Annotated in this window: 28 protein-coding genes and 1 pseudogene; 8 read left to right on the top strand and 21 right to left on the bottom strand. The window is 44.5% G+C overall.

The window, feature by feature from the left end; translation table 11 throughout:
* The 3 genes and pseudogenes from UA76_RS09620 to UA76_RS09610 form a co-directional block, all read right to left on the bottom strand.
* Window positions 1-609, bottom strand: a 609-nt coding sequence (locus UA76_RS09620) for a hypothetical protein (RefSeq protein WP_047045377.1), incomplete at its 3' end; no start/stop codon positions are given.
* A gap of 91 nt (window positions 610-700) precedes the next feature.
* A pseudogene (locus UA76_RS09615) lies at window positions 701-1,494 on the bottom strand (hypothetical protein).
* Window positions 1,495-1,561: 67 nt separating this feature from the next.
* Window positions 1,562-2,596 carry a DUF1214 domain-containing protein gene (locus UA76_RS09610; RefSeq protein WP_052772000.1) on the bottom strand — a complete coding sequence of 345 codons (1,035 nt, stop codon included), beginning with the start codon at window positions 2,594-2,596 and terminating at the stop codon, window positions 1,562-1,564.
* 375 nt (window positions 2,597-2,971) lie between these two features.
* Here UA76_RS09610 and UA76_RS09605 point away from each other — a divergent pair, with 375 nt between their 5' ends.
* Entirely contained in the window at window positions 2,972-3,958 is a 987-nt protein-coding gene (locus tag UA76_RS09605) for a LysR family transcriptional regulator (RefSeq protein WP_047045375.1), read from the top strand.
* Between the two features lie 14 nt (window positions 3,959-3,972).
* Entirely contained in the window at window positions 3,973-4,899 is a 927-nt protein-coding gene (locus UA76_RS09600; protein ID WP_047045372.1) for a LysR family transcriptional regulator, read from the top strand.
* 14 nt (window positions 4,900-4,913) lie between these two features.
* On the opposite strand, the gene UA76_RS09595 is transcribed toward UA76_RS09600, so the two are convergent.
* Complete coding sequence (locus UA76_RS09595; RefSeq protein WP_047045368.1) at window positions 4,914-5,894, bottom strand: sugar-binding transcriptional regulator; 981 nt, start codon at window positions 5,892-5,894, stop codon at window positions 4,914-4,916.
* Window positions 5,895-6,341: 447 nt separating this feature from the next.
* Here UA76_RS09595 and tal point away from each other — a divergent pair, with 447 nt between their 5' ends.
* Both tal and tkt read left to right on the top strand, forming a co-directional pair.
* Window positions 6,342-7,292, top strand: a complete 951-nt coding sequence (gene tal, locus UA76_RS09590; protein ID WP_047045365.1) for a transaldolase — start codon at window positions 6,342-6,344, stop codon at window positions 7,290-7,292.
* A gap of 83 nt (window positions 7,293-7,375) precedes the next feature.
* Window positions 7,376-9,367: a transketolase gene (gene tkt, locus UA76_RS09585; RefSeq protein ID WP_047045363.1), complete on the top strand. Its 1,992-nt coding sequence runs from the start codon at window positions 7,376-7,378 to the stop codon at window positions 9,365-9,367.
* A gap of 131 nt (window positions 9,368-9,498) precedes the next feature.
* Here the strand turns inward: tkt and UA76_RS09580 are convergent, their stop codons facing one another.
* The 3 genes from UA76_RS09580 to UA76_RS09570 form a co-directional block, all read right to left on the bottom strand.
* Complete coding sequence (locus UA76_RS09580) at window positions 9,499-11,367, bottom strand: methyl-accepting chemotaxis protein (RefSeq protein WP_047045361.1); 1,869 nt, start codon at window positions 11,365-11,367, stop codon at window positions 9,499-9,501.
* Between the two features lie 241 nt (window positions 11,368-11,608).
* Complete coding sequence (locus UA76_RS09575) at window positions 11,609-12,301, bottom strand: hypothetical protein (protein ID WP_157617613.1); 693 nt, start codon at window positions 12,299-12,301, stop codon at window positions 11,609-11,611.
* Window positions 12,302-12,417: 116 nt separating this feature from the next.
* A complete protein-coding gene (locus UA76_RS09570) occupies window positions 12,418-13,020 on the bottom strand; it encodes a 2OG-Fe(II) oxygenase (RefSeq protein ID WP_047045358.1) in 603 nt (200 codons plus the stop codon).
* Between the two features lie 226 nt (window positions 13,021-13,246).
* Between UA76_RS09570 and UA76_RS09565 the strand changes: the two genes are divergently transcribed.
* Entirely contained in the window at window positions 13,247-13,750 is a 504-nt protein-coding gene (locus tag UA76_RS09565; RefSeq protein WP_047045355.1) for a copper resistance protein NlpE, read from the top strand.
* 104 nt (window positions 13,751-13,854) lie between these two features.
* On the opposite strand, the gene UA76_RS09560 is transcribed toward UA76_RS09565, so the two are convergent.
* The 11 genes from UA76_RS09560 to UA76_RS09510 all read right to left on the bottom strand — a co-directional run bounded on the left by UA76_RS09560 (window position 13,855) and on the right by UA76_RS09510 (window position 22,762).
* Window positions 13,855-15,081, bottom strand: coding sequence for a hypothetical protein (locus tag UA76_RS09560; protein ID WP_047045353.1), 1,227 nt, complete (start codon window positions 15,079-15,081; stop codon window positions 13,855-13,857).
* A gap of 359 nt (window positions 15,082-15,440) precedes the next feature.
* Entirely contained in the window at window positions 15,441-16,022 is a 582-nt protein-coding gene (locus UA76_RS09555; protein WP_047045350.1) for a hypothetical protein, read from the bottom strand.
* Window positions 16,015-17,160, bottom strand: coding sequence for a T6SS phospholipase effector Tle1-like catalytic domain-containing protein (locus UA76_RS09545; protein WP_075202560.1), 1,146 nt, complete (start codon window positions 17,158-17,160; stop codon window positions 16,015-16,017). The genes UA76_RS09555 and UA76_RS09545 overlap by 8 nt, the downstream gene beginning before the upstream one ends.
* 244 nt (window positions 17,161-17,404) lie before the next feature.
* Window positions 17,405-18,223, bottom strand: a complete 819-nt coding sequence (locus UA76_RS24610) for a hypothetical protein (protein ID WP_052771999.1) — start codon at window positions 18,221-18,223, stop codon at window positions 17,405-17,407.
* A gap of 11 nt (window positions 18,224-18,234) precedes the next feature.
* Window positions 18,235-18,642: a hypothetical protein gene (locus UA76_RS24605; protein WP_047045345.1), complete on the bottom strand. Its 408-nt coding sequence runs from the start codon at window positions 18,640-18,642 to the stop codon at window positions 18,235-18,237.
* 256 nt (window positions 18,643-18,898) lie between these two features.
* The gene (locus UA76_RS09530; protein WP_047045343.1) at window positions 18,899-19,741 is read right to left on the bottom strand and encodes a class III extradiol dioxygenase family protein; all 843 of its coding nucleotides are present in this window, start codon (window positions 19,739-19,741) and stop codon (window positions 18,899-18,901) included.
* Between the two features lie 2 nt (window positions 19,742-19,743).
* The gene (locus UA76_RS09525; protein WP_047045339.1) at window positions 19,744-20,097 is read right to left on the bottom strand and encodes a protocatechuate 4,5-dioxygenase subunit alpha; all 354 of its coding nucleotides are present in this window, start codon (window positions 20,095-20,097) and stop codon (window positions 19,744-19,746) included.
* 4 nt (window positions 20,098-20,101) lie between these two features.
* A complete protein-coding gene (locus UA76_RS09520) occupies window positions 20,102-20,980 on the bottom strand; it encodes an amidohydrolase family protein (protein ID WP_047045337.1) in 879 nt (292 codons plus the stop codon).
* A gap of 45 nt (window positions 20,981-21,025) precedes the next feature.
* Window positions 21,026-21,835 (bottom strand): PrpF domain-containing protein, encoded by an 810-nt coding sequence (locus UA76_RS09515; protein WP_272946015.1) that lies wholly within the window; start codon window positions 21,833-21,835, stop codon window positions 21,026-21,028.
* Window positions 21,829-22,092: a PrpF domain-containing protein gene (locus tag UA76_RS25195; protein ID WP_272946014.1), complete on the bottom strand. Its 264-nt coding sequence runs from the start codon at window positions 22,090-22,092 to the stop codon at window positions 21,829-21,831. Before UA76_RS25195 ends, UA76_RS09515 begins: the two co-directional genes overlap by 7 nt.
* Entirely contained in the window at window positions 22,085-22,762 is a 678-nt protein-coding gene (locus UA76_RS09510) for a 4-carboxy-4-hydroxy-2-oxoadipate aldolase/oxaloacetate decarboxylase (RefSeq protein WP_047045333.1), read from the bottom strand. The genes UA76_RS25195 and UA76_RS09510 overlap by 8 nt, the downstream gene beginning before the upstream one ends.
* A 304-nt stretch (window positions 22,763-23,066) precedes the next feature.
* On the opposite strand from UA76_RS09510, the gene UA76_RS09505 reads away from it, so the two are divergent.
* Together UA76_RS09505 and aroQ are read left to right on the top strand one after the other, a co-directional pair.
* Window positions 23,067-23,918, top strand: a complete 852-nt coding sequence (locus UA76_RS09505) for a shikimate dehydrogenase family protein (RefSeq protein WP_047045332.1) — start codon at window positions 23,067-23,069, stop codon at window positions 23,916-23,918.
* Between the two features lie 34 nt (window positions 23,919-23,952).
* Window positions 23,953-24,393, top strand: a complete 441-nt coding sequence (aroQ, locus tag UA76_RS09500; protein ID WP_047045329.1) for a type II 3-dehydroquinate dehydratase — start codon at window positions 23,953-23,955, stop codon at window positions 24,391-24,393.
* A gap of 133 nt (window positions 24,394-24,526) precedes the next feature.
* On the opposite strand, the gene UA76_RS09495 is transcribed toward aroQ, so the two are convergent.
* Entirely contained in the window at window positions 24,527-25,087 is a 561-nt protein-coding gene (locus tag UA76_RS09495; RefSeq protein WP_047045327.1) for a TetR/AcrR family transcriptional regulator, read from the bottom strand.
* Between the two features lie 99 nt (window positions 25,088-25,186).
* Between UA76_RS09495 and UA76_RS09490 the strand changes: the two genes are divergently transcribed.
* Window positions 25,187-25,720, top strand: coding sequence for a dihydrofolate reductase family protein (locus tag UA76_RS09490; protein WP_047045325.1), 534 nt, complete (start codon window positions 25,187-25,189; stop codon window positions 25,718-25,720).
* Between the two features lie 137 nt (window positions 25,721-25,857).
* Here UA76_RS09490 and UA76_RS09485 read toward each other — a convergent pair whose 3' ends face one another.
* Window positions 25,858-26,079, bottom strand: a complete 222-nt coding sequence (locus tag UA76_RS09485; RefSeq protein WP_157617612.1) for a hypothetical protein — start codon at window positions 26,077-26,079, stop codon at window positions 25,858-25,860.
* Window positions 26,080-26,114: 35 nt separating this feature from the next.
* On the bottom strand, window positions 26,115-26,879 hold the full coding sequence (locus UA76_RS09480; protein ID WP_047045319.1) for a hypothetical protein: 765 nt from the start codon (window positions 26,877-26,879) through the stop codon (window positions 26,115-26,117).
* Window positions 26,880-26,885 lie beyond the last annotated feature (6 nt).

Raw genomic sequence — 26,885 nt, 5'->3', positions numbered from 1 at the left:
GGTGTCGTTCCAAGGCTGAAGACCGTATAGGTTTACCGATACCAAGTGTGCATCGTCACCGCCCAATGCGTCTTTTGATGAGATTGCGCCTAGCGTTGCTGCCTGGCCAGAACCTGTTGAGTAACCGTTTAGTGTGTTCGAGTAAGCGTCGTGGCTTTGAGGTGCCATGCTGTCTAGGTAACCCGTATCAATATCGATGTACGAGTAGTTCACCGATGGGAATAGCATGGTTACGCCGTTAGTTGCAGTCAGTGGTAGCATGTAGCCCGCTGTGTACATGTTTGACGGGTCAGACAAGTTAACGTCTGCATAAACACCACCAAAACGCTCGTCAAAGTTTGCCAAACGGAAGCGGAAGTTCTCTGATTGCGTGAAGTACTCACCAATCATAATGGTTTGAGTCGTGTATTCGTTGTTGCCGTATAGGTTATTAAAACCGCCACCAGCAACCAGCTTGATTTCGCCGGTATGGTCGGTTGCGATACCACCACGCCATGCTGTGTTACGTGGGTCTGCGTCGTGAACGTCTGAGTCCGCTGCGAACGCTGCGCCAGAAAGAGAAAGTGCTGCTGCTACGCCAAGTGCTAAAAGAGATTTGCTGCTTTTCATTATATGTGCCTTTAAGTATTAACTTGTTTGTTTAAAGACACATCCGTGTGCTTAAATTCCGTGGATGTTTTCAGGGTTGAGATTGTTTGAATTAGAACTGATAGTTCACTTCAATTCTGTGGTCGCCGTTCGCGTAATTGGTATTTTCAGTCCAGTTAGCGAAGTAACGTACATTTGTGCGTGGATTGATTTGGTAACTCAATGCAGCTTCATGTAAGAAAACACTGTCATCCCCATCCATACCATGATTTTTAAACGCATCTGAACCTGACATTGTACCTGTGTACATTGGGTTGTAGTTCAGCCAAATGTTGTCTGTAATGTCCAGTTTTCCGTAAAGTCCAGCCACATAGAAAGTACCATGTAGGTCCCAGCGATCTTGCGCCTGGGCTTCGCCCACGCCAGAACCATCGAGTGATTCACCAAATGCCACGCCCATACCTGCAAGTGGGTACAGATTGATAGGTCCCATTTTTGGCAATGCCTGAATGAAACTGTATGACGCCGTACCCTGTGTTCCACGGTCAGTAAAACCGAGATTCACATCAACTTGAGCACCACGGCCATTAGTCATATCAACATTAAAATTGCGGTAGCGGATAGAATCGATACTGTCGTCAGCACCACGGCCATTCCAGCCACTGCATCCCCAGCAAAACCTTTCACTTCGACAACATTCATACCCATAGTGGTATCGCTGCCTGTGTCATACGTTTGACCGATTTTTAGATTTAAGCCTTTGTCTGTGTAGCCTAGACCTGCTTGTGTGTAGACTGCAAGCGGGTCAGACATGTCCTGAACGTCCGCATCGTTTGCGATTGCGTGTGCTGAAAGGGTCAATGCCGTTGCGATACCAAGACATAAAATTGTTTTACTGCTTTTCATTAGAAGTGCCTTTTTATTTGTTAAGGGCACGTCCTTGTGCTGATATTATTTATTTACTTTGAATAGATTACATTTGTGACAGTTTTGGCATTACATATTCGCCATCAATGATGTTTTGAGCCGGCTCATAAACACGCATTAGTAGGTTCCAACCTTCTGTTGTGTCGAGGCGGTTGCCTACATCACCACACACCTCCGGATTGCCATAGTGCATCGTAAATGTGCCATCTTCATTCATCTCTGCTACTTCGCTATTAATGTTGTTGGTTTCAGAAAACATGTAACCAGAGTCGTTGTATACCGTGATTGACCAAAACGCGTTGTTTTCTGGCACTTCGTATGTCGCGGTATAGCATTCACCTACTCCTTTATGAGGAGCTTGTGCGATATAGACGGTCTCTTCACTTGGGAATAGGCCCCAAGACGTTGCAACTGCCATGTTATGGCCTTCGTAACGGTCGACTTCACCACGCTTACCTTGCCAATCATTCGGGTATTGAGTAATGGTGTCACGCATCTCTTTTTCATAGCCTGCGCGCATCTCTACCATGCCTTCCCAATCCCAATTCACCATTGGTTTAGGCTCAACACTGCCAGACTGAATGTCTACACCATTGAGTAAGTCACGTGCGATTTGCACATCGGCATCATCTTTAGCATCAAACAGCTGAATACGTGGAATAGCAACAATGTAGCGAGTGTCAGCTTGTTCATCGAAAGTATGTGTACCTGTCCCTTTGACAATATCAATTGTTTTGTGGTCGTTATCGAGTAAGTAAACAGACACATAACGATCTTCAGAATGCTTTGGTATCGTGATACTGAAACCGTCAGCGGTATCAATTGGTACGCCTGCATAGAGCGTGTCGCGATTCATTCGTGGTACGGGCTGCACTTCTGTTGGCGTTGGTTCAGTGAAAACAATACCTGTATTCATGCCGCCAGCTTGGTGAAAACGGAAAATGCGTGCGTCCATTTCAGCTTGAACAAAGTTTTCTTTCGTTATTTGAATTGGCGCTTCTTCTGCAATAGCATGTGAAGCAGCTAGCGAAAGTGCTAAAGTTAAACCAAGTGCGATTGGAGATTTAGTTAGTATAGACATAGCTTATTTCTCTTTTAATTCATTAAGTTGTCCATCCCTGCTGCTTTTTAATTTGTGTCACATCACTTGACGGGGAGTAATATATCCAAAGTGATATTAGATAAAAAAGGAATTGGAGTTGTTTTAAATATTCCTCAGATTCATAGATTTTATTTTATAAAATCTGCACAATGAATTAATGACCTACTCCCTCCAATCACAAACTTCAAGAACCGAAAATACAATGAGTTAAGAGTATCACTCAGCCCAAAACATCCAGAGCCAACCTCTAATTACAACATTGTTATTAATAATTGTTGTGGCTATTATGAAAGTTAGTTATGTTTAGTATTCCTCAAATTCATAGCCAATAGTGGTCACTACGGAGGGTGGGGTATGAAAGACGAAGATATGTTTAGGTTTGATTTCAATAGCCTAAAAATACTTAAAGTGCTCGGTGAAGAAAGAAATACCAAACAAGTTTGTGAAAGACTCGGTATTGGGCAGCCAGCCGTAAGTAAAGCCTTGAATAAGCTAAGAACACAATTTTCAGATCCGCTGTTCACCCGAACACCTGAAGGGCTTGAGCCAACACCCAAATGCGAACAACTTCTGGTTAAACTCCCTCAAGTTGTCTCCGATATAGATGAACTGTTCAAAGATGAAACCACTTTTAATCCAGCAGAATATGAAGGCGATATTCGCATACACATTAACTCTTCTCTTTGTCACCCACTGACCAGCATACTGATAGAGGAGCTCAGCCAGCTCGCTCCTAAAGCAACATTGCAAATGGAAGATTGGTCATACGATACCGAACAGCAGTTGATTTTTGGCCAAGTAGACATTGGCGTAAATTTTTACCCTATTCAAATCTCGCAAGAGCTCGCTCAACATATCATTTGTTACCCTCGATTTAAGTTGTGCTGTCGAGACGATCACCCACTTCTAGATAAACTGCCTATTACAGTAGAGAACATTGCCGATTCTCCGTTAATCCTTGCAACGATGCCGGGATTTAGCGAAGGTCAAAACTACATTGAGATGTATCTAAAACGGCGTGGCTTTCTACCAAATGTCGTTCTGCGCACCGACAAACTCGATATTTGCAGTCACATTCTCAAGAAGACAGATGCAATAATGCCCGTTTGCGAAGTGGTGAAACCACTAATGAAAGAAGAGCGTCTTGCCCTCATTGATGTTGATCATCTCGATGAAGTGACCCACAGCCCCATCGCTTACTATATTTCTCACCGCACCATCGAACGTCCGTATTCTCAATGGCTCATAGAAAACTTATGCCGGATCATGAATGACATCAAAGAGATGTACACTGACCCTGACTTTCATTATGTCTACCCAACAATCTACGATGAAAAGTAAGCGAGGAATGATCAATGAATGATAATGAAATGCTCAGCCTCGACTTCAATAGCATTAAACTGCTTAAAGTACTTGGAGAAGAGTTAAACACCACACGAGCCGCTGACAGACTCTACCTAAGCCAGTCTGCTGTGAGCAAAGCCTTAAAACGCTTGCGAGAACAGTTAGACGACCCACTGTTTAGCCGAAGTACGAATGGGTTAGAACCGACGGAAAAGTGTCAGCGCTTACTTAAGAAGCTACCAAACTTGATGACATCGTTAAACGATCTTTATGGACATAAGGAAGGCTTTGAACCCCTTACCTATACGGGTGATATTAAGATTAATATCAACACTACCCTGTGCCGCCCGTTAATGACCAACCTGTTTATGCGTTTGCATGAACTCGCCCCACACGCAACGATCTCTCTAGAAAACTGGTCCATGCGAACAGAGGCTAAAATTAAACAAGGGGTGATTGACCTTGGCATTAATTACAGCACGGTCGATCTTTCAAAAGAAGTAGTAGCGGTAACCACCAACACACCAGAATTTCGTTTGTGCTGTCATAAAGACAGCCCTTTGACCAAACTCGACAAAGTATCAGTAGCGGATATTGCTCAGTATCCAATCGTTCTGGCCATCATGCCTGATCACAATCAGAAAGGCAGTCACATGGTCCGCTATTTCCAAGAAAGAGGTTACAACCCGCACATCTTACTCAAGTCAGACAAAATCGACATCTGTATGGATACCGTGCGCAAAGTGCACAGTGTGATGGGCATATGTGAAATCGCTCAATCAGAAATGTTCGAAGAGCTAACATTACTAAACATCAATCATTGGGAAGATATTTTCCACAGACCGATTGCCTGCCATGTTGCCTACAAATTTAAAGACACCTCTTATACAAAATGGCTGATTAACATTATACAAGAGGTGATTGAAGAGCTGTATTAAACCAACTGAGTAGATTATTTCATTTGTTCGTCTAGGTTCAATACCGTCAGCGCGTTACTGACACTGGTGGCAATCACATCCACTACTCCAGTTCGTAGCGCGCCTAATAAAGCCAGTGGCTTACTGTTTTCAGCAGCGATGGCAATCACTTCTGAAATCGGGCGATATTCTTCTATACCCAGACCAATAACGCGATCGCTCATGACAGTTTCTGCAGAGTTACCGTGAATATCAAAGAAATCGTACCCCGCAAAATCGCCGACAACACCTTGATGGAGGCGAGATTGCACCACTTCATCCGGAGTAAACCAGCCTAAATCCACCATATAACTATTCTCACTCATGTCGCCAATACCCACCAGCGCGACATCAGCCTTGCGTGCTAAATCGAGAGTCTGTTTAACCGTGCCATTTTGCATAAAGGCAAGTTTCTGTTCGCGGTTTTCCGCGTAAGCGGGCGCATACAGAGTTTCCGAGCTACCCCCGTATACTTTGGCAAACTGCCTACAAATGTGATCGGCGTTAAACATGCCGCCTCTAGGGTGAATGCCACCAATACCACAGACAAACTTACAATCTCTTGGGGCGATGACCCCAGTGTGGTGGGCGACCGCAGAGACATTACGCCCTTGTCCTACCGTTACAACCATGCCGTTTTGTAAGCTATTAGACATGTACTTGGCTACCAAGCCCGCCACTTGCAAGCGTTGCTGCTCTTCATTAGGTTGGTCTAGCGCCACCAGTGCTCGCTTTACACCAAAGCGTTCAATTAACCTTTGTTCGATCTTCGCACTAAATACAGGATGATATTTCACGGTGATCTCTACAATGCCTTCATCCCGTGCTTGTTTTAGCATTCGGCCAATTTTTGCACGTGATACAGAGAACTTTTTTGAGATCTCTTCTTGAGTTGCGCCATCTTGATAGTAAGCGACGGCAATCTCAGTCAGCAGATCCGTATTGTCATCGGGAAGGTCATGAGTAGATTGAGTCATAAGTACCTCTAATAATTTTCCTGCAGCAGATCATCTGCTCATTGACCTAGCATATGTTAACCCCCTACCTAAATGCAACATTTGCTCACTGTAATGACAAATTCTCACGGTTATAAAATGGGTATTTTTCGTGCCTCTAGCGCCTATTTCATAAGGCAAACGTTTATTTCGCGCAGGCAAGAAAGTTAAATCAAAAAAAGTAAGGCAAAAGTCACTAATCCCTTACCGTAGTAATTGACTTTAAATCTAGATGAGTTAAATATGGATACATCATTTACTCAGCAGACGAGCAAATGTTCATAGCAATTGTTCTACTGCTGAATTTAATTAGTGCAGCTAGTCGTATTTGTTTAATACCCCCAACAAAAACAACTGGCCGCGCAGCTTGCAAATATATGAGCCGAACTCAACGAAACTCGGCTTTGCCCAAGAAATAGGATGATCGAAATGAGCAACAAATTAGAGCAGCTACGCAAACTGACAACTGTGGTAGCAGATACTGGTGAAATCGAAGCAATTAAAAAATACCAACCAGAAGACGCAACAACTAACCCTTCTCTAATTCTTAAAGCGGCTCAAATTGCAGAGTACGCACCACTGATTGATGCTTCAATCGAATACGCTAAGGCGCAAAGCAGCGACAAAGCTCAACAGGTTCAAGACACTTGCGACATGCTTGCAGTGAACATCGGTAAAGAAATCCTGAAAACAATCCCAGGTCGTATTTCAACTGAAGTTGACGCTCGTCTTTCTTACGACACTGAAGGCAGCGTTGCAAAAGCACGTCAGCTAGTAAAAATGTACAACGATGCTGGTATCACGAACGATCGCATCCTAATCAAACTGGCTTCGACTTGGGAAGGTATCCGCGCTGCTGAAATCCTAGAAAAAGAAGGCATCAACTGTAACCTTACTCTTCTATTCTCATTCGCTCAGGCTCGTGCTTGTGCTGAAGCAGGTGTATTCCTAATCTCACCATTCGTTGGTCGTATCATGGACTGGTACAAAGCGAAAGAAGGTCGTGACTTTGAAGCGTCAGAAGATCCAGGTGTAATCTCAGTAACTGACATCTACAACTACTACAAAGATTACGGCTACAACACTGTTGTTATGGGCGCAAGCTTCCGTAACATCGGCGAGATCCTAGAACTTGCTGGTTGTGACCGTCTAACTATCGCTCCAGCTCTTCTAGCTGAACTAGAAGCTGCTGAAGGCGAAGTTGTAGAGAAGCTGGTTGACTCTAAAGGTTCTAAAGAGCGCCCTGCTCCTATGACTCACGCTGAGTTCCTATGGGAGCATAACCTAGACGCAATGGCCGTTGAGAAAGTGGCAGAAGGTATCCGTAACTTCGCCGTTGACCAAGGCAAACTAGAAGACATGATCGCAGCTAAGCTGTAATCACACAGAATTAAAAAAGGGGAACGTTTGCGTTCCCCTTTCAATTTCCAATCCAATATTTAAATTTGAAATCGGTATTCATTATGGATCGTAAAAATCTAGCTAATGCAATTCGTGCTCTAAGCATGGACGGCGTACAACAAGCAAACTCTGGCCACCCAGGCGCACCTATGGGCATGGCTGACATCGCTGAAGTTCTTTGGCGTGATCACCTAAACCACAACCCATCAAACCCAGAGTGGGCAGACCGCGACCGTTTCGTCCTTTCAAACGGCCACGGCTCAATGCTGATTTACTCTCTGCTTCACCTAGCAGGCTACGAGCTTTCTATTGATGATCTTAAGAACTTCCGTCAACTACACTCTAAGACTCCAGGTCACCCAGAGTACGGTTACGCACCAGGTATCGAAACAACAACTGGCCCACTAGGCCAAGGTATCACTAACGCTGTAGGTATGGCGCTTGCTGAGAAAACTCTAGCAGCGCAATTCAACAAAGAAGGCTACGACATCGTTGACCACTTCACTTATGCATTCATGGGTGATGGCTGCCTGATGGAAGGTATCTCTCACGAAGCATGTTCTCTAGCAGGTACGCTAGGTCTTGGTAAGCTAATCGCGTTCTGGGATGACAACGGCATCTCTATCGACGGTGAAGTTGAAGGTTGGTTCTCTGACGATACGCCTAAGCGTTTTGAAGCTTACGGCTGGCACGTAATCCCAGCAGTAGACGGTCACGATGCAGAAGCTATCAACGCAGCTATCGTTGCAGCGAAAGCTGACCCACGCCCTACTCTAATTTGTACTAAGACAATCATCGGTTTTGGTTCACCAAACAAATCTGGTTCACACGACTGTCACGGTGCACCACTAGGCGCTGAAGAAATTGTAGCGACACGTAAACAACTAGGTTGGGAGCACGGTCCTTTTGAAATTCCGTCGGAAGTCTACGCAGAGTGGGATGCGAAAGAAGCAGGCGCAGCTAAGGAAGCAGCGTGGAACGAGAAACTTGCAGCTTATGAAGCAGCACACCCTGAGTTGGCAACTGAATTCAAACGCCGCGTAAACGGTGAACTTCCTGCACAGTGGGAAGAGAAAGCAAACCAAATCATTGCTGACCTTCAAGCAAATCCTGCAAACATCGCATCACGTAAAGCGTCTCAAAACGCACTAGAAGCGTTTGGCGCTATGCTACCAGAATTCCTAGGTGGCTCTGCTGACCTTGCACCTTCTAACCTAACTATGTGGTCTGGTTCTAAGTCTGTTTCTGCTGAAGATCCAGCGGGTAACTACATCCACTACGGTGTACGTGAATTCGGTATGACTGCGATCATGAACGGTATCGCTCTGCACGGTGGCTTCGTACCATACGGCGCAACGTTCCTAATGTTCATGGAATACGCTCGTAACGCAATGCGTATGGCTGCTCTGATGAAAGTTCAGAACATCCAAGTTTACACGCACGACTCTATCGGCCTTGGCGAAGATGGCCCAACTCACCAACCAGTTGAGCAAATGGCTTCTCTACGTCTGACGCCAAACATGAGCACATGGCGTCCATGTGACCAAGTTGAGTCAGCAGTCGCTTGGAAACTGGCAATCGAACGTAAAGACGGCCCAACGTCTCTAATCTTCTCTCGTCAAAACCTTGCACAGCAAGAGCGTAGCGAAGAGCAAGTTGCAAACATCGCACGCGGTGGTTACATCCTGAAAGATTGTGAAGGTAAGCCAGAACTAATCCTTATCGCTACAGGTTCTGAAGTTGAACTAGCAGTTGAAGCAGCAGCACAACTAACTGCAGAAGGTAAGAAAGTACGCGTAGTATCTATGCCTGCAACTGACGCATTCGACAAGCAAGACGCAACTTACCGTGAAGAAGTTCTACCTTCAGACGTAACAGCTCGTATCGCGGTAGAAGCTGGTATCGCTGACTTCTGGTACAAGTACGTTGGCTTCGATGGCAAGATCATCGGTATGACAACTTTCGGCGAATCTGCACCTGCAGGTGAGCTATTCAAGATGTTCGGTTTCACTACAGAAAACGTAGTAAACACAGCGAAAGAGCTACTTGCTTAATCGTCTGAACACCTTAATTTAAAGCTTGTCACAAGCTAAGGCCTAGTCGTTTATCGACTAGGCCTTAATTTTACTTCCATCAAATTTTGTCTATCTCTAGTTACTCATTCAATAAAGCCCAAATCATCTGACTAAACAGTAAACTTGTTCAAAATCGCATCTTGCTCTCGTATATTCTCTGTCTGCGCTTGCATCGCTATATTAGCGTTTTGTGCCGCGTCGGAGACTTGAGTAGATAGGTCTTTAATTTTTACTGTGTTGTTATTGATCTCTTCCGCAACCAAACTTTGTTCTTCCGCCGCCGACGCAATCTGAATGTTCATATCACTAATTCGTTGGATAGCATCGCGAATTCGCTCGAGTGCAACATTCGCCTCTTGAGCCCGTTCCACCGCGCTGATTGCAGTTGTTTTGCTGGTGTTCATAGCATTCGACACTGAGCTAGCTCCTGCTTGAAGCTGCTCAATCATATTGCGAATTTCCGTAGTTGATTCTTGGGTACGTTGTGCCAGTGTGCGCACTTCATCTGCCACCACGGCAAACCCACGTCCTGACTCCCCTGCACGCGCAGCCTCAATCGCGGCATTCAGCGCCAGTAGGTTTGTTTGGTCGGCAATATCATTGATAACTTTCAAGATTGTCTCAATATTGTCGGTCGCCGATTCAAGCACTTTGACTTCCTCTACTGCCTCATCAATTTTCTGCGATAAGTTATCGATGGCCGCTGTCGTCTCACTCACTACTTCAGTACCCGTACTGGTTGCATCATCCGCTTCTTGTGCGGCGGCGGCGGCACCTTGTGCATTATTCGCAACATCGCCTGAAGTCGTGGCCATTTCATGCATCGCCGTCGCCAACTGCTCTAGCTCATGAAGTTGATCTTGCATCGCTGATGCCGACTCTTGTAAGCCCATAGAGGTCATCTCAGAGCCACGCAGAATCTCTTCACCAATTGCTTTCGATTGAGTAATTAACTGCTGCAACTTGCCCGTGAACTCATTAAAACCCGAAGCCAGTGTCGAAAACTCTTTGTCCGTGTTGGTATCGAGACGGATAGTGAGATCACCTTGACCCGTTGCGACATCTTGAATTGCTTCACCTAAGGTATCAAGGGGTCGCATGAGTGTTTTGATCAAGACCAGCAGAATCACAATACTGATCACTAGCGCGATTACGGTATAAATCACCGAGCTGTTTCTCAGGTCGGCAAGTGACTGATACGCGACCGCTTCATCAAGTACGACGCCGATATACCAATCTTCGCCTGGGACTTTAGAAAAGGCCAGCGTATAAGCTTTGTCATCGATCATGGCTTGTTGCGGCTCATCTTGAATCGGCGCGCTGCCTAAGAACTCCGACATCGGTTTACCGTTAAACTCTGTCGTTGGGTGTGCAATGGTTGTGCCGTCTCCAGCGACGATAAACACATAACCTGCATTGAAGAGTTGCACTTTGTTGACCACTTCGGCGAGCGCCGCCAAGCTCACATCATAAAATATCGCGCCTATAAATTTGCCTTTATCTCGAACTGGCGTCGCAATGGATACTAATATTTCACCGGTAGCCGAGTCGGCATAAGGGGCGGTAATCACGAGTTTGCCTGATTGCTTCGCATCCACATACCAAGGTCGAACCCTTGGGTCCCACGTTGGCCCTGGGTTCCATGAAGGGTCATTGTTGATATTCGAACCATCTTTTTCAAAACCCAAACCAGCTAGCAAAAAGGTATCTTTCACGATTGGTCGAGTAATGACTTGAGTAATAGACTCTGGAGATAAGTCCACTTCAAGCATACTAGTTGCGTACTCTGCAATAGCTTTACGCCCATTAATTTCCGCGGCAGTCGTATTTCGTACTCCATCAACAATCTCGGTGACACTAGACGTTACCTGCGTTTTTATCTCGCTTTTTACAGTGTGATATTGCTGAAGTGTTAGGAGGGTGACAGTCGCCAAAAGTAACACAGACGAAGCGGCCACAATCTTATGGCTGAATTTCATTCCCTAGTCCTCATCCAAAAGTAATGCTGCTATTAATAGATTTATAGTTACGAACTGAGTATTCAGCCAGTAAAAGCTGCAATTTTTCTATGTTTTTATCAGGCTTAGGAATCGGAAGTTGGGGTTATTTCTGTCTTCAACCTTCATAGTACTATAGGGTTAACCAGTTCTCGCCTTTGCAAAAAAAAGGCTTGGTTTTAGCCAAGCCTTTAAAGTCTGTCTTTGCTCATCATTAAGGCGCTTAAAACTCGTAGGTATAGGAGCCACCAATTTTTGAGTTATCACCAAAGCTATCGTCTGAAACATACCCAAAGATATTGAAAGACTGTTTATCAGTTAGCTTGTGGCTAACACCTGCGCCATACCAATGACCAGAGTAGTCATCCGAACCGATGGAGCCACCACCAAAGGCCATCAGGCTCCACTTTTCAGTCAACGGTTTAACAGCAAAACCACCCAAATATCCACCGTGGCTACTAGCCGGCATTAGTACATAATCGCTCTCTAACCCTGCATCATCGTGATTTTGGTCCATTAAAAACTCACCATCGTTGTATGAGTACCCCGCCATTGGAAAAATCTGCCAACCTGCAGGTTCAAAGCCAAAGTGAGTTAAAGGAACAAACGTACCAATGCTGTAGTTGTTCTTATATGCACCGTCGTCATAATCAGATCGACTAAAGTTGAAGTTGAGTATTCCCATCGGCAAGAGCCAAGAGCCACCGATTCGCCACTCTTCTCCTTCAAGATCAGTTCGCCCATTGATCATTCGCGCTTCATCTAGGCCAATCGAACCCGAAATTCGCACTGAATCGGTATAAGCAATCCCTGCTTTCGTTACTATTCTTGTTGGATCTTCGTGGTGCTTTTCCTCAGCTGCCACCCCTAAAGACATCACGCTACATAGCGCGACAACCATAGCTGTACTTCGCATTTTTCTTTTCCAAGACAGGATTGTCAGCGCCCGATTGGCACTGCATTAGAACCGTTCAGAATAACGAAGAGAGCCAATTATTTGCGAATATAGGTTATTCCAAAACGCAGGTACTTTTAGTTTGCAATATCCAAAAGATTATCTTTCACGCCATTAGTTCTAAACCATCCCGCAATGCTGAATCGCTCTCTTTCTGTTGGAAGTACTTCGTGTGGAAACTGCTCAGACAAAAATACGAAAAGACGACCTGCTTTAGGCTTAATCTTGAGTAGTTCATTATCATCAAGGTCGTAGACCACCAAATCACCACCATCTTCATCTTTCCATTCGTCATTCATGTAGAATACGGTAGTTAAACGACGATTTTCGTTACCTCTAAAGCAATCCAGATGCTTTTGGTAAAAGTCACCAACTTCATATTTCGCGAAGTGCGCTTCATATTCAAATAGGCCGAGGAAAAACGCTTGATTGGCCGCTTGCCTTATCACTTCCATCTTACTCAAGAATTGTTGAACAGGTTCACCAAGATCGGATGACAGCCAACAGATTTTGTCACTTCTTATGTCGGCGATTCGCGCAGAGTCGTCATTACGTCCAATTTTGGCTTTATTCCACTCGTCAGGTAAACAGCTTTTCAACGTTTCAACTTGCTCAGGAGACATAAAGTCATCCCAAATGTAATAGCCTTGATTGGAAATAGCTTCGATAAGTTTTTGCATGTATTGGTCTGTTCTAAAGGATGTAATGAGAGCGGGGTTATAGCGTACTATCCTCAACTATCAACTGCCAATTTTTATCGAAACGATTAACGAATTTACTCTATCTCATCAACTGATAAAGATTTGACACAACTCCATTAATTGATTGCATTGTTCTGACGAGAATTTAAGGCCATTGTTTACTATCGTTGATGTATTCACGCTAAGTATTCTGAGGAAATCCGCAATGAAAAAGCTAACTCTGCTATTGCTATGTAGCATGGCCATTATTACCGGCTGTGACAACACCCCTATACCTGAGGCGGTCGAAGTTGTTGCATCTGACGCGCCAAGCAGTGATATTTCAGATGCTATCCAGCAAGCTGAAACGTCGGAAGTTGAAGAAGTTATCCTTGCTCAGCCTGCTCACAATGCCAATAACTCATTAGATTGGGATGGTACCTATATTGGCAAGCTGCCTTGCGCCGATTGCAGTGGCATCAATGTGACACTGAACCTCAATAAAGACGGGACTTACATACTGGTTCAAAGTTATGAAGGCGAACAGGAAGGACGGTTTACTTCAGAGGGTCAGTTCATCTGGAATGAACTAGGCAACACCATTACGCTAGAGCAGCAGTCAGCTCCAAACCAATACTTTGTGGGTGAAAACGTATTGATGAAGCTAGGCATGAACGGTGAAAGAATTACTGGGGATCTAGCAAAACATTACTGGCTAACAAAACAATAGCTCTTGCGGTTCAAGCTCCCATAGAGACATGAAAATAGAAACTTAAAAGCCCTCGATTATTATCGAGGGCTTGTTTAATTCTGCTGTAGCGAGTTCGTCTCTTATCAGTCGTACAAAGAAACCATAGGTGGTAGATCTTTGTGTCGCATCTTCTTAGTTTTGACTTTCTTACCTCGAATCTTCATTCCCATGCCCAATACAGCGGTAACTTTCGCAAGACCTATGTAAACAAAATCACTCGCAGGGGTAGCCCCGCCAAGTAGAATTTCTGATTCATAGTCATGTTTCCAGTTCTTAGACTCTTTGGAAAACGCCATGACGATTTTTTTCTCTGAATGGTATCTGTTCCAGTTTTCAATACCGTCTTGGATGATCAGAGGAAACGACTTGTCAGTGACTCTTATTCCCAAACACATGTTGTAAGAGACCCTAAGAGGACTACTGCTAGCTGAGCCTTGAGAATACTGGGCAGCGTATCCTGGCTTACCACTAGTAGAGTGGAATCCAGAACTGGTTACTCCAGGGCCGGATTTATGAGCGTTGGCCATTTGTAATAGTTTGTAGACGTTCAAATTGCCCGCCGACGTTCTAGGTAGGTCAAGAATGAACCGACGACGCAAATAATTGGCTTGACGATCATTTTGAAGTGTTAGCGTTGTCCCTGCCTTCCTCATAATCGATCGATTATTCAGGTACTTCAATGGCACCAGACCGTTAACCAGAATCGATTTCATTACATGCTCTGGTACGGCCTTTAGTCCCATAAAAACCACAGGATCACTCGTCAGATTTTTAGCAATAACATCCGACTTTTTAATTTCCAACTTAGTCCTAGGGTGCTCAGACATATTGGCTTGATTACTTCTAAACTCGTGATCAAATTGATTAACTGCTTCAAGACTGCTTCTTTTGGAAAGGATTTCTGCTGTGCGATTTCTATGGTGCTTGAAAAATGAATCAACACTATGTGTTGCCGGAGCGGCTAACTCTTGCTCAATCAGGATAATCTGGCGAATCAGAAAATCCGGAGACTTATTTTTTACCTTGGGTAAGATGACATTGTTCGTAAGGTAAATAAGATTAGACGTAGAAAAACCTTGGAAAAGGCGCACATCTGCCAATACAGGACGCGTTATAATCTCCGGTCTTAGAACATTGAGCAACTGCAATACAAGCGCTACGTAGCGAACGTGTCCCTCCATTTCATTCAATCCGAGCTGATGCGTTTCAAATCTAGGGAACTGGCACTTAGCAAACTCTACCGACGCCGCTGTTCGGGTAAATCCTTTGGTTTTAAGCCACTCTACTGCCGTCGTTGGGGATTCCCACATATTGCCCTCCTTGGTATTTTATGCGTTCTCTAAGCTTTAATAGGTAACCACTTAGCAGCTATATCTAATTTTAAGTTATCTACTAAGCCTCTGAAAGGTAGCAGAAATAAAGGGAATAAAATGACAAATGTTAATGACATGTGAATCATACATGAAGCTAAACCAAAAAATATGAAATCAACAATTCTGATACTTACAAATCATTTAAAATGCAGATCCAGCATAATAAGCCTGATTAAATAGTGACACTCACTACTTAACAGTCAATCCATCACCTACAGCTTTATCTTGAACACGTTAAACCTATTTGTGAAAACAAAGCCATCAGCATCTAAAGAAATAGAACCTAAAAGTTTTTGCTATTCAAAAGGTGTAAGCGATGTTTCACCTATACCTTCAAACAAGACAACAACGTCTGTCAGGTTCTCAGGGCTTTTTACCACCCAGCCATTCGGGTCAGCGTTATCCTTTGGCGCGCAATTATCTATCTTGGAATAGCAAGAAAATGTGTATAACAACATGATGTTGTCCTCATCAACCACGACTTGCATTACAGGCCACGCGGTAGAGAACTCTTTGTAGTAGTCATGCATTGCTTTCATTTTCTTCTCAGCTAGTGAAGAATCGATCGGCTCATCAATGCGATAGTAGATTAGTTGCTCGTTCAGATCCCACCCTTTTCGCCAAACTCCATTTATGCGCTTAGGTACCCCTGTTCGTCCTATATCAGCGCTTGCACCAGGGTATCCGTTCACCGCCCCAAACCCAAAACTTGTCCACCCTCCACCAGTAGATTGAACAGATACACTCTGAATTCCATAGAAATCTGAAACGCTACCAGCGTTACCAATTTTTGCACCTATTGGCGGCTGTGAGCTTGAGCAAGCCATAGCGGCCAGCATAGGGAAAACACAGCAAATCAGTTTAGATATTTTAGTCATTATCCCAAATATTCCTTTTCAAAATGGTTTTCTCACTATTTTGATATGTCACGCTATTTACTATAGTTTCGTATAACGTCTTGTAAGGTAGGTTGATTACTTTATCGTGTGATCGATGAACATAATCATTTTTGTGATGTTTTAGAATATCTTTCCAGTATTGCTCAGTAACGTCACCCAATGCTACTTTCTCTATTCCGTCCCAAAGCCTCTTACATACATCATCACCAACATAGTCCGGCGTGATATTAGACTGATAATCAGGTTCAACCCACCTAATCCCAGCCACCTGACCTTGCTGCTTCATTCTTTCTAATGCCACACCAGCAAGTCCTCCACTTACCGGCCGAAGTTCGAAGTAATGCAATGTCCAGTTGTACAACTTCACTTCACCGTAATGCCCTGTGGACTCAAAGCATACCTTTCGCCAAGTTTCTGATTTGTCTTTTAAAACGGCCAAAACTTCAGGGCTTTGTTCATACCCTCCTCCACGATATGGGATGCTGAAAGGCTCCGTCTTCACCAACTCACGATTGTAAGACTCTTCTACAGGAAACCCAACGTAGCGGGGCAAATCTTTGCGTCCGTACTGCAAAATAGAGGGATATCCCCCACCAATATCCGCATGACACCCCGGAAAGACTTCTTCATGAAAGTTCTCTGGTAGCCATTGCTGCTGATTGCTCGCCAACGATGTCAAAGGAAAGTTTCTACGATATTCATGGGCCGCAACGATTTGCAGCGCCGTATTCACCATAGTGGGCTCGATACCTTGCTTAAAGTTGCCTTCGTCGTCGTTTCCTGCCAAGTAAAACGAGGCTACGGTGTCAAATAGCCCTAGAAACCGGACGCTAACGGTTTTGGTTTTATCCACTTGGTAACCACCTCGCTTGGAAAACGATGAGCTACTTTCATCAGCAAGTAAATTGGGGATAACTTCCCCGTCAACGGGTTCATCAGAGATAGATGTAGAATAGTCTGGGATACCGTCATAGACAGCATTGACGAAATGTCGGGACAACGCAGCTCCACGGCTAAACCCAATCACATCAAAAGCAATATGAGTAATATCTTCATACACGCCTTTTTGAGAAAGCCCGACTAAGGTGCTCTTTAGTTGACTTAGCAGCTTTGCCATTTGTAAAACGCGCCATTTTCGCCATCAATATAGTTAAACAACGGCACTTTCTGCAATTTCATTGCCTCGTAAAAGTCACCAAGAAACAATTGATTCAAATTCACACCAAAAGCTTGTTCCAATTTGGTCTCGTCTAACTGGTTGTCTACCATTTCTGGTATTTGATTTGGGTCTTTAATGTCCGTTGTTCCTATACCAGAGACATAGATCTTAGCGGACTCGCCATCAATTTGAGGATAAGCAGCTAATAACCTAGCAACATTAGTGCGTGATTTATTCCCACGCAGCTCCTTGTATACATCATTCTATCGTTGTTCCCTGTTCCATCAAAAAACACACCGATACGAAACACTCTCTCTGCACGCAGATTAACGATGGGGATACCACTTGCCACAGAGTTTGAATCATTCAATGCGACAACACTGCTCCCGTGCAACAACCTCCCGGGATGCTCATATATTACCTGAGTTGGAGCATGGTATGTGTTGATACTAGAGTTACTGCCCCGGCCTACGTTTAAAAGCTCATTGAGATTTAAGGCTACTCCTTTTTTATCCAGCCAAGCCTTATTCAGCGATTGAAACTGTTCGGGTGTCATTTTCTCGGGTAAATACAACAAATGCTGGTTTTCGCATTCGGTACCTTCCACTTTCCAGTACACGGGAATAGCGCTCTGCATATTCACAGGCCTGAGTTCATCACTAAGCTTGTTTTCATCTGAATAAGTTAGGCAGAAGCGACAATTACCCTCTCCGAGAATCTTGTACTCTTGAACCAACTTACTGTCATGGAAGTGATAATAGTAGCCTTGTGTAGCAAGTCCTAAACGATCACCGAATTGTACTGCGGGCATGATCGGCATTAACGATTCATTAGGTTTACTGGTTCCCATCGCGACGGGGGATACGAGACTAATACTTACTGGTGCAGCTAACTGAGCGGATTGAGTGTAGAGCTTTCTGGGTAGGTTAGTTTTGGTAATAGCATGCTGAAGAAAACCCAATGAAGAAACTGATTCTTTCCAACTAAAATTTCGCTCATCGTCTACTACCGCCGATAACACAATATCCCACCCTACATGTTTTTGAAATCAGCCATCGAACATGAAAGTGCAAAGCAGTATTCGAACTCTTCTCGCTGATCGACTGTATTCTGGATCAACGTTTCAGATGCAGTCTGTTTGGAGGTCTTATAGGACGTAATCGGATTATGATGGCTAGAGTAAGCGGCACTTCTATAAGTAGCTTGCAGCGGAGTATCGACAAGCTTCCAATTACCACTCTCAATTTGCTGTTTTAACGCTTGTAAGTATGCACGATAGTCCCCCGTCAGCAATGGAGTTAACTGTCTCATCAGCTCATCAGGTAACTCATGATGAAAATCACAAACTTGGCTGTGACTTGTTAGAACTTGCTCTAAATGTCCAAAGTCGGTCAGTTGGTCACCGACTTCTTGCCCATAAGGCACCACTTTTAGTTTCACTCACCCTTCCATATATGCAGCTATCACAATATGGTCGTGAGTTTACAAAAACCGTGCTAGAGGGCAGCATTAAACGTAATCTTTTTTATGATTTATTCGTCACATGCATGACTTAGATGTAATAACTAACACTGACATTTATCAAACCAACTGGCTTACATACAAAACGAGCCACTGACCGTCATTTACCGTGGCTGGCTTACTGACAATCAATGGCTCTCACTGACGTTATTATTGTGTTCTTCTGGAAGTTGGCTTACTTGTGGTTTTCGATAAGCATTGTGCCCGCACCTGTATTTGAAATCGGCGCGTGATAATTACTCATTAGCACTTCCAAGCTACCCGTCAGTGCTCCACGCATTCCAAGCCACATGATGAGCTCCGCCCCTTGAGCACCGCCCTGTTCAACCAAATCAAAAACGGACAGTTTGGTTAATGCTTCCGGCTCACTGATCAGCTTTTCCATACAGTAGAGATCGAATTCTTTGTTAATAAAGCCTGCACGTTCTCCATCAAGTTGATGAGATAGACCGCCAGTTCCAAGTACCACAACGTTCAAGTCTTCACCAAAGCTCTCTACTGCCTCACCAATTGCGCGACCTAAGTCATAGCAACGTTTAGGAGAAGGCATTGGGTGCTGTTCGACGTTAATGCACACGGGAATAACCTTCATGTGCGAATAACTATGACCAGGCCACATTAGCTGCATTGGTACCGTTAAGCCATGGTCGACCTTCATCTCTTGGCAGATAGTAATATCAAACTCGTTCTCTACTAGCTGATTGCAAATATGCCAAGATAGCTCTGGGTAACCGTTGATTGTTGGGATAGTTGGGATGCCCCAACCCTCATCCGCATTTTGATAACTGGCCGCCACTCCAATAGCAAATGTCGGTTTCTTATCTAGAAAGAATTCCAACCCATGATCGTTGTAAAACACGATCGCGACGTCTGGCTGTTTAACTTCTAGCCATTGGTGAATGGGCGGGTACGCGTCAAATAGCGGCTTCCAATAGTCCGTTTGCTGCAGGTTTTGATCGATTGCTCTGCCAATGGCAGGAATGTGTGATGTGGTAATACCGCCGATAATGTTAGCCATAACTATTTCCCTGCCTCTACTAGCATTTGTTTAAATTCTTCCAGTGTTTTACCCGTTTGAATAGCGCCAATGTCTTGTACATTCAGCCCCAACATGCCGACAAACTTAGCGAGATAATAGATGCTGCCACCTTGCTCAATTAGCCCTAGCACATCTCTATCACGCACAGCTATTTTCTGCGCTTCGCTTAATCCAAACTTGTCGCAATACGCCATTTCGTCAGCTTTGAACTCGTCGCGTCCTTGCTGGCCATTGAGCGAATAGCACATTTTGTTCAGCGGATAGCCTTTCTGCGCCATCTCACCATCAAACATGGTGGTTCCTGGAATTTGATGTTTCTTTTCTAAATAAGACATAAGATTACTCGCTCTCAGACCAATACAGTTTCATTGGGTTGGTAATTAGTAGGGCTTGTTGAAGCTCAGGCGTTGTCGCTATTAGTGGAATTACGTCGACAAGGTGTCCATCATCTGGTGTATGGGATTTCATGTTTGGGTGCGGCCAGTCAGTTCCCCACAAAACGCGCGTTGGAAACTGTTCCACTAACGCTTTTGCAAATGGCACCACATCAGAATAATCTGGCGGCGTTTGTGTCAATCGCTCTGGACAACTGACCTTAGTCCAAATGTTTGGATTTCGTTCCATCATGGCAATGAACTTGTTGAAGTTTTCGCTATCTACGCCGGCTGCGATATCTGGGCGTCCCATATGGTCGACCACTACCGTCATATCTAACTCATCAAGGAATGGCGCCACTTCATCTATGTCTTGAGCTTCGAAGTAAACGACTATGTGCCAACCTAGTGGACGTACCTTGTCGGCAATTATCTTTAACACCGACTTAGGGGCTGTATCCACAAGGCGTTTTACAAAGTTAAAACGCACACCGCGTACTCCCGCTTTGTCCATCATTACCAACTCTTCATCAGTGACGTTTTCATCAACGAAAGCGATACCTCTTGCCAAGTCACCAGCCGTATTTAACGCATCAATAAGCGCTGCATTGTCTGTACCATGGCACGAGGCTTGAACAATGACATTACGTTCAAAACCTAAGTAGTCACGCAGAGCAAACAGCTGTTCCTTAGACGCGTCACATGGCGTGTACTTTCGCTTAGGAGAATATGGGAATTGCGACGCAGGTCCGAAGACATGACAATGTGCATCCACTGCACCTTTCGGCACTTCAAATGCTGGCTTACTTGGGTTTGGGTGAAACGGTAAGTAATCTTTATCCATGATCTATCCTTCTAGGTTTGAAGTCCTTGCCAAGCTTGGTTTCGCTTAGGCAAACACGACGCCGTCAAACAGTTTTCTCGCGGTACGCAAATTCGCCGCGGAGTAGACTCGTTGGTTATCTAAGTTCAATACAATGGTCATCTTGCCAATCGGGTGTTCGACATCCACCTCAATACGACTTTGGTCTTTTAAATTTTCTAATAATGACGCCACCATTTGATTAGCAGGAGAACTAGGGATCAAACAGGCTGTCGCAACACTGACTGCGCCAAGAACGCCAATGGAGGCATGGCAACGATGCGGAATAAATGTTCGTGTTGAAACCATACCACCTGATGACGCTGGACTTATCAGCGACATTTTAGGGACAGAAAGATTGGTCACGTCCCCTAAGTTCATTTTGGGACCGGCTTGAAGTCTAATAGACTCTAGCCGCTGCTTCAGTTCGCTATTAGTCTCAAGCTCATCTCTAGACTCTTGCCCTGTTAATCCAAAATCTGACGCCTTTAGAACAACCACTGGCATGCCGTTATCGATTAACGTGACTTCTACACCATCAATCACATCAAGCGCACTCCCGCTTGGCAATAAAGAGCCACACGTCGAGCCGGCCGTATTCTCAAACGTTACTTCAATAGGAGCGGCTGTATTAGGCACGCCATCGATGCTGCATTCACCTTGATAGGTGACTTCTCGGTTTGGCGTTTGCACCGTAACCGTCGCGACTTGCTGAGTATTCTCCATGAATATCCGCACGTCTGTTTGCCCCTGATTGGCAGCCACCAGCCCGCGTTCAATCGCAAAAGCAGCCACACCCGCAAGTATGTTTCCACAGTTTTGCTTGCCACTTACCAAGCTTGATCGACAAACACTTGTAAGAACAGGTAATCGACATCCACATTCAGTCGAGAAGAGCGTTCGACAATCGCCACTTTCGAAGTCAGCGGATCGGCGCCACCGATACCGTCTATCTGACGTGAGTCTGGCGAGCCCATAATGGATAACAGTAGCGAGTCTCGCTCAGTCGTGTCTTCAGGTAGATCTGAACGTAAAAAGTACGCCCCTTTCGATGTTCCTGAACGCATCCACATACACGGAATTCCGCTAGACATACTTCAGCCCTTTTTCAGCTAAGCGGCCTCGCATATCGTAAATATCCAAACCCAACTCGCCATTCGCCAAGCGAACCCTTTTTTGCTCTTCTCGCTCTATACGAGCTAACGACGCATGCAGAACTTCCTCAGCTTCGTCCCGGCGTACCACGACCACACCGTCCTCATCAGCAATAATGACGTCACCAGGGTAAATAATCTCATTGGCGCAATTCATCGGAATGTTTACTGAGCCTAGTGTCTCTTTGATTGTGCCTTCACTGAAGACAGCTTTTGACCAAACAGGAAAGTTCATTTCGCGTAAGTCGCGGGTATCGCGCACTCCACCGTCGATGATTAAACCGACAACTCCACGGCTTTGCGCCGATGTCGCAAGCAGATCACCAAAGTAGCCATGACTGGACGGACTGGTTGGCGCAAACACTAAAAAGTCTCCTGGCTTCGCTTGCTCAATCGCCACATGCATCATCCAGTTATCCCCCGCAGCACCCGAAATAGTAAGGGCCGAGCCAGCAACCGCTTCACATTCAAAGATTGGGCGTAAATAATGAGCTAACAGCCCTCGGCGACCTTGAGCTTCATGAATCGTCGCGACACCACACTTTCTTAAACCTTCGATTAAAGCGTTATCCACTCGCTGTATGTTCTGTACAACAATATTTTGACTCATCACATTATCTCCACTGAATCACATAGCAACCAATCATCTGTATAACAACCGAGCACAAAATAGGCTGTTGTTTTACTGTGAAATCACTATAGCGACCAACCCCACTTCACGACTATTTCAATTTATTTTGATGGTATAAGTTTTTGAGAAAACACAACTCGCCCAGCCTCGAACGCCCTTAGCCATAGCACTATCTCTTGATTCAATTAGCAAAAACTGAATGGATTTCTAATAAAACGAATGAGGATATTAAGGAAAGAAAATTTATGATGAGTTGAAATCATAAACAGAAGAGATAAACGATATGATTCAATGCCGCCTTATTGGAAAAGACATTGCCAAATCCATGTCTCCCCTATTTCACAACCAGCTATCCAAATATCTTGATATCGATCTTGATTATCAGCTTAAAGAGTTGGATCACTCTACTTTTACCCAGTTTCTCGGCCTTTCCTATCAACTGCAGCACCAAGGAATCAGTTGCGCTAACGTCACTTATCCCTATAAAGAACTCGCCTATAGTATTGCTGATGAAGTAGACAGCAGTGCAAAAAAAGTCTGCGCCGCTAATACTTTATTGTTCAAGCATGGAAAGATTCATGCCTTTAACACTGACTACTCTGGTTTCATTAAAGCTTATCGAGCTAACCGACAAGCCTTACCTGGAAAAGTGGTTATCGTAGGTTGCGGGGGCGTGGGCAAGGCAATCGCTACCGCTTTGCAGGAACTGCAAGCAGCGTCCATATCACTGTACGATAAAGATCTGAAAAAGATGCAGACACTTTCCGCTGCGCTCGGTAACCGCTTTGGCAAAGTAGAAATGCTTACTGAGCGAGCTCTGTCAGATGCGATCGCCTCTGCAGACGGTGTTGTTAATTGCACACCTCTTGGTCATTACGCTCACCCTGGCAGCGCAGTCCCTCTCAACTTAATTGAGAAACAATCTTGGGTATTTGATGCCGTATATACACCGATCAATACGCCTTTCATATGCCAGGCGCAAAAGAAAAACATGACAGTGATAACGGGAGAGCAACTGTTTATTCATCAAGCAATCGATGCATTTGAGCTGTTTACTCAGAAAAAAGTGGCAAAAAATCAGTTCGAAACATTTCGTAAGTCTCGCCTCGAACCGCTACTCGAAGTACAGTATTAAAGAAATCGAACACCAGATAGTAAGGACGTATATCGTGAAAAAGATTTTAATTTTGAATGGCCCAAATCTTAATCTGTTGGGATCTCGTGAACCCACTCAATATGGGCATGAAACCCTCGCCGATGTTGAAGCCAATTGCCAACGAGTTGCGCAAAAATGGGACTGTCAAACTCAAGCTTTTCAAAGCAACATTGAAGGCGAGTTGATCAACGCTATTCATCAAGCAGGGGTAGAGTTCAAAAATGGCAGTCTAGCTGGCATTGTGTTCAACCCAGGCGCCTATACCCACACATCTATCGCCCTACACGATGCTATCAAAGGCGTGGATGTCCCTGTTATTGAAGTCCACATATCCAACGTGCATGCCCGCGAGTCATTTCGCCATCACTCTTACATTTCACCTGTCGCGGCGGGTACCATTGTAGGAATGGGCACCAAGGGCTATGAACTTGCGATTCAGTTCCTATTAGATTGAACCAACCAAGGCATCACTGACAAGCACGTCTACTCTTTTTCGAACGCATCTATTGAGGTGCGTTTTTACGTTTTATCTGTTTGTGTGGTAGGGATTAGTGCGAATTTCGACGGCAGTATAACGACAATAACATTCAAGCTTTTTCTAGAGAGCGACAAATCAACCTTAGTGGCCCGTCCATCATTTCGGGTTTGATTAAACTCGTATCACTACAACAACTAGTCGAAAACGCGAAACCATGTAAATAGTCGGCTAACAAGTCAAGGCCGTCTTTCTCCACCTTTTTACCTAGAGCCAAAGGGGCAACAATAACTTGATATCGCTCCGTAAAGACATGCGCTGGGCCGTGGGATGTCATACTCAGCATAGTTTGAAGAAGCCCACTATACTCCCTCAACAGTTCGATATAACTGACACATAATCGCTTCAATTCCTCTTGCCATTGTGAATTTTCTTGCGGCTGATAAATGTCCGCGACAAGCGATGTCGTAAGTGCCTCCAGTAGTGCATTCTTGTTTTTAAAGTAGTAATAAATCGCCATTGGGTCGACATTCAGTTCAGTCGCAAGCAAACGGACACTTGGGACTTTCCCATTCATTCTCATCAAACACTTAGCCGTTACTAAGATGTTTTCAGCATTCAGTTGTGACTGTTTCCCCACAGGTCTTCCGCGTTTTTTTTCATTGACAGCCATTTGCTCTACCCGATAAACTAAAATTAATTCTACAATGTAGAATTAATTTTAAATCACTTTATTTCTCCATTCAAGCGCATCTAATTTTGTGAGGTACTTATGGCAAACATCGTATTTATTGCAACCAGTCTAGATGGGTTCATTGCAGATAAACAAGGCAAACTCGATTGGCTAGAGTCAGTACCCAATCCAGATAATGTTGATACAGGCTTCTTTGCATTGATGGAGCGAGTAGATGGCTTGGTGATGGGACGAAATACACTCGATGTAGTATTGAGTTTTGATTGCGATTGGCCGTACTCAAAACCAGTATTTGTATTGAGCAACACCATGACAGAAGTTCCACAAGGCTACGAGGACAAAGTTTTCTTGATCAATGGTGAGCTAAGAAATGTCATCAAGGAATTGAATGCTAAAGGCTACAAAGATCTCTATATCGATGGCGGCGTAACTATTCAAAACTTCCTTAAAGAAGACCTAATTGATGAAATGGTTATCACACGCTTCCCTATCCTACTTGGCGGCGGCGCACCGTTGTTTGGCGACCTACAAAAACCATTGAACTTCAAAGTAACCAAAAGCGAAGTAGTACTCGATACCTTAATTCAAACCTCTTACGTGAGAGAGAAGTAATTTTGCAAAGGGACAATCAATAAAACAGGGCGGCTCACCGAGCCGCCCTTAAATGCAAACATAAAAAACTAAATCCTAAACAAGTCGTAACTTATCTTAAGTTGCGAATTACTGAGGCATAGGTCTGCATCCATTGACTAGTTAACTGAAGTCCATTTTTTGATTAGGTTTTCCGCCAAATCTTCTTCTTCAGTAGCAATTGAGAAAGCACCGCCACGTTCAGTTTCAGATATTACAAGTAGGCGACCGTTGGTATCTTGGTAGGTCATCACGACTCCCTCCCCATCAATGTCAAGAAGCAGCTCCCCATCAACAACAGACCAAAGGCCCTGACTGTCGTCACGACCGTCCTCACTCATAGCTAATGTGCCATCTGCCTTAAAGTCCATGGTGACTAGTACTGGATCTGGTGTATAGTCTCCGACTCATCCCAAATAAAATACCATTTTCTATCACTGAACAGACCGTCCTCAAAAGACAAGCCTTGGCCTTCTAGGTCGTTAATTGACCATAGTATCAAGTCTTGGTCTTGAACCGGAACAGCAAGAGCAAGGCTCTGCGATGTGTAGATAAAGCTATCTGTTGTAACTCCATCTTCACCCTCAACGATAAAGTCGTTACCTGTCATGGTATAAGGGAAACAATCGTCAAATGCCCCATTCTCGAAGATGCATGCCTCATCAACAGTGAATTTAATTTTCTCCACACCCTCATCTGAAGCATATCGCTCGTTGAGGCTGATAAATGACCAGATAGTGTCACTATCTGCAACTAGATATTCTTGAAGATCGCTAATTATCTTTTCTTGCTGGAAATCACCGTTAGCATCCTTTACAAAATCCACACCATCTAGGTCTTCTCCAGAGTTTTGGAACTCATCAATCTCGCTCTTGAGCTCATCACTAGTTGCTAAAAGCTCTGATGCTACCGAATCCAAATCTGCTGCGTTACGAGGTAACTCTTTGGTTAGTCCTCGCGCTAAAGCGTGGGCTACTTTTGCATCTTCAGCTTCACTTCCAACTTTCGCTGCAACATAGTCGCCAGTAATCACTTCTTTCGGCACATTTAGGGTTGCAGCCAACTCTTCAACCGTAACGCCCGAGGCTTCTGCAAGCGTTGTAAATGGCGTCACTACGCCTGACTCAGAGTTTGCTACCATATCGTA

The sequence above is a fragment of the Vibrio mexicanus genome, assembly GCF_001012815.1.
In the GTDB taxonomy this organism is placed as follows: domain Bacteria; phylum Pseudomonadota; class Gammaproteobacteria; order Enterobacterales; family Vibrionaceae; genus Vibrio; species Vibrio mexicanus.
Note: the sequence above shows the minus strand (reverse complement) of the source record. Positions and strands in the feature narration are given on the sequence as shown.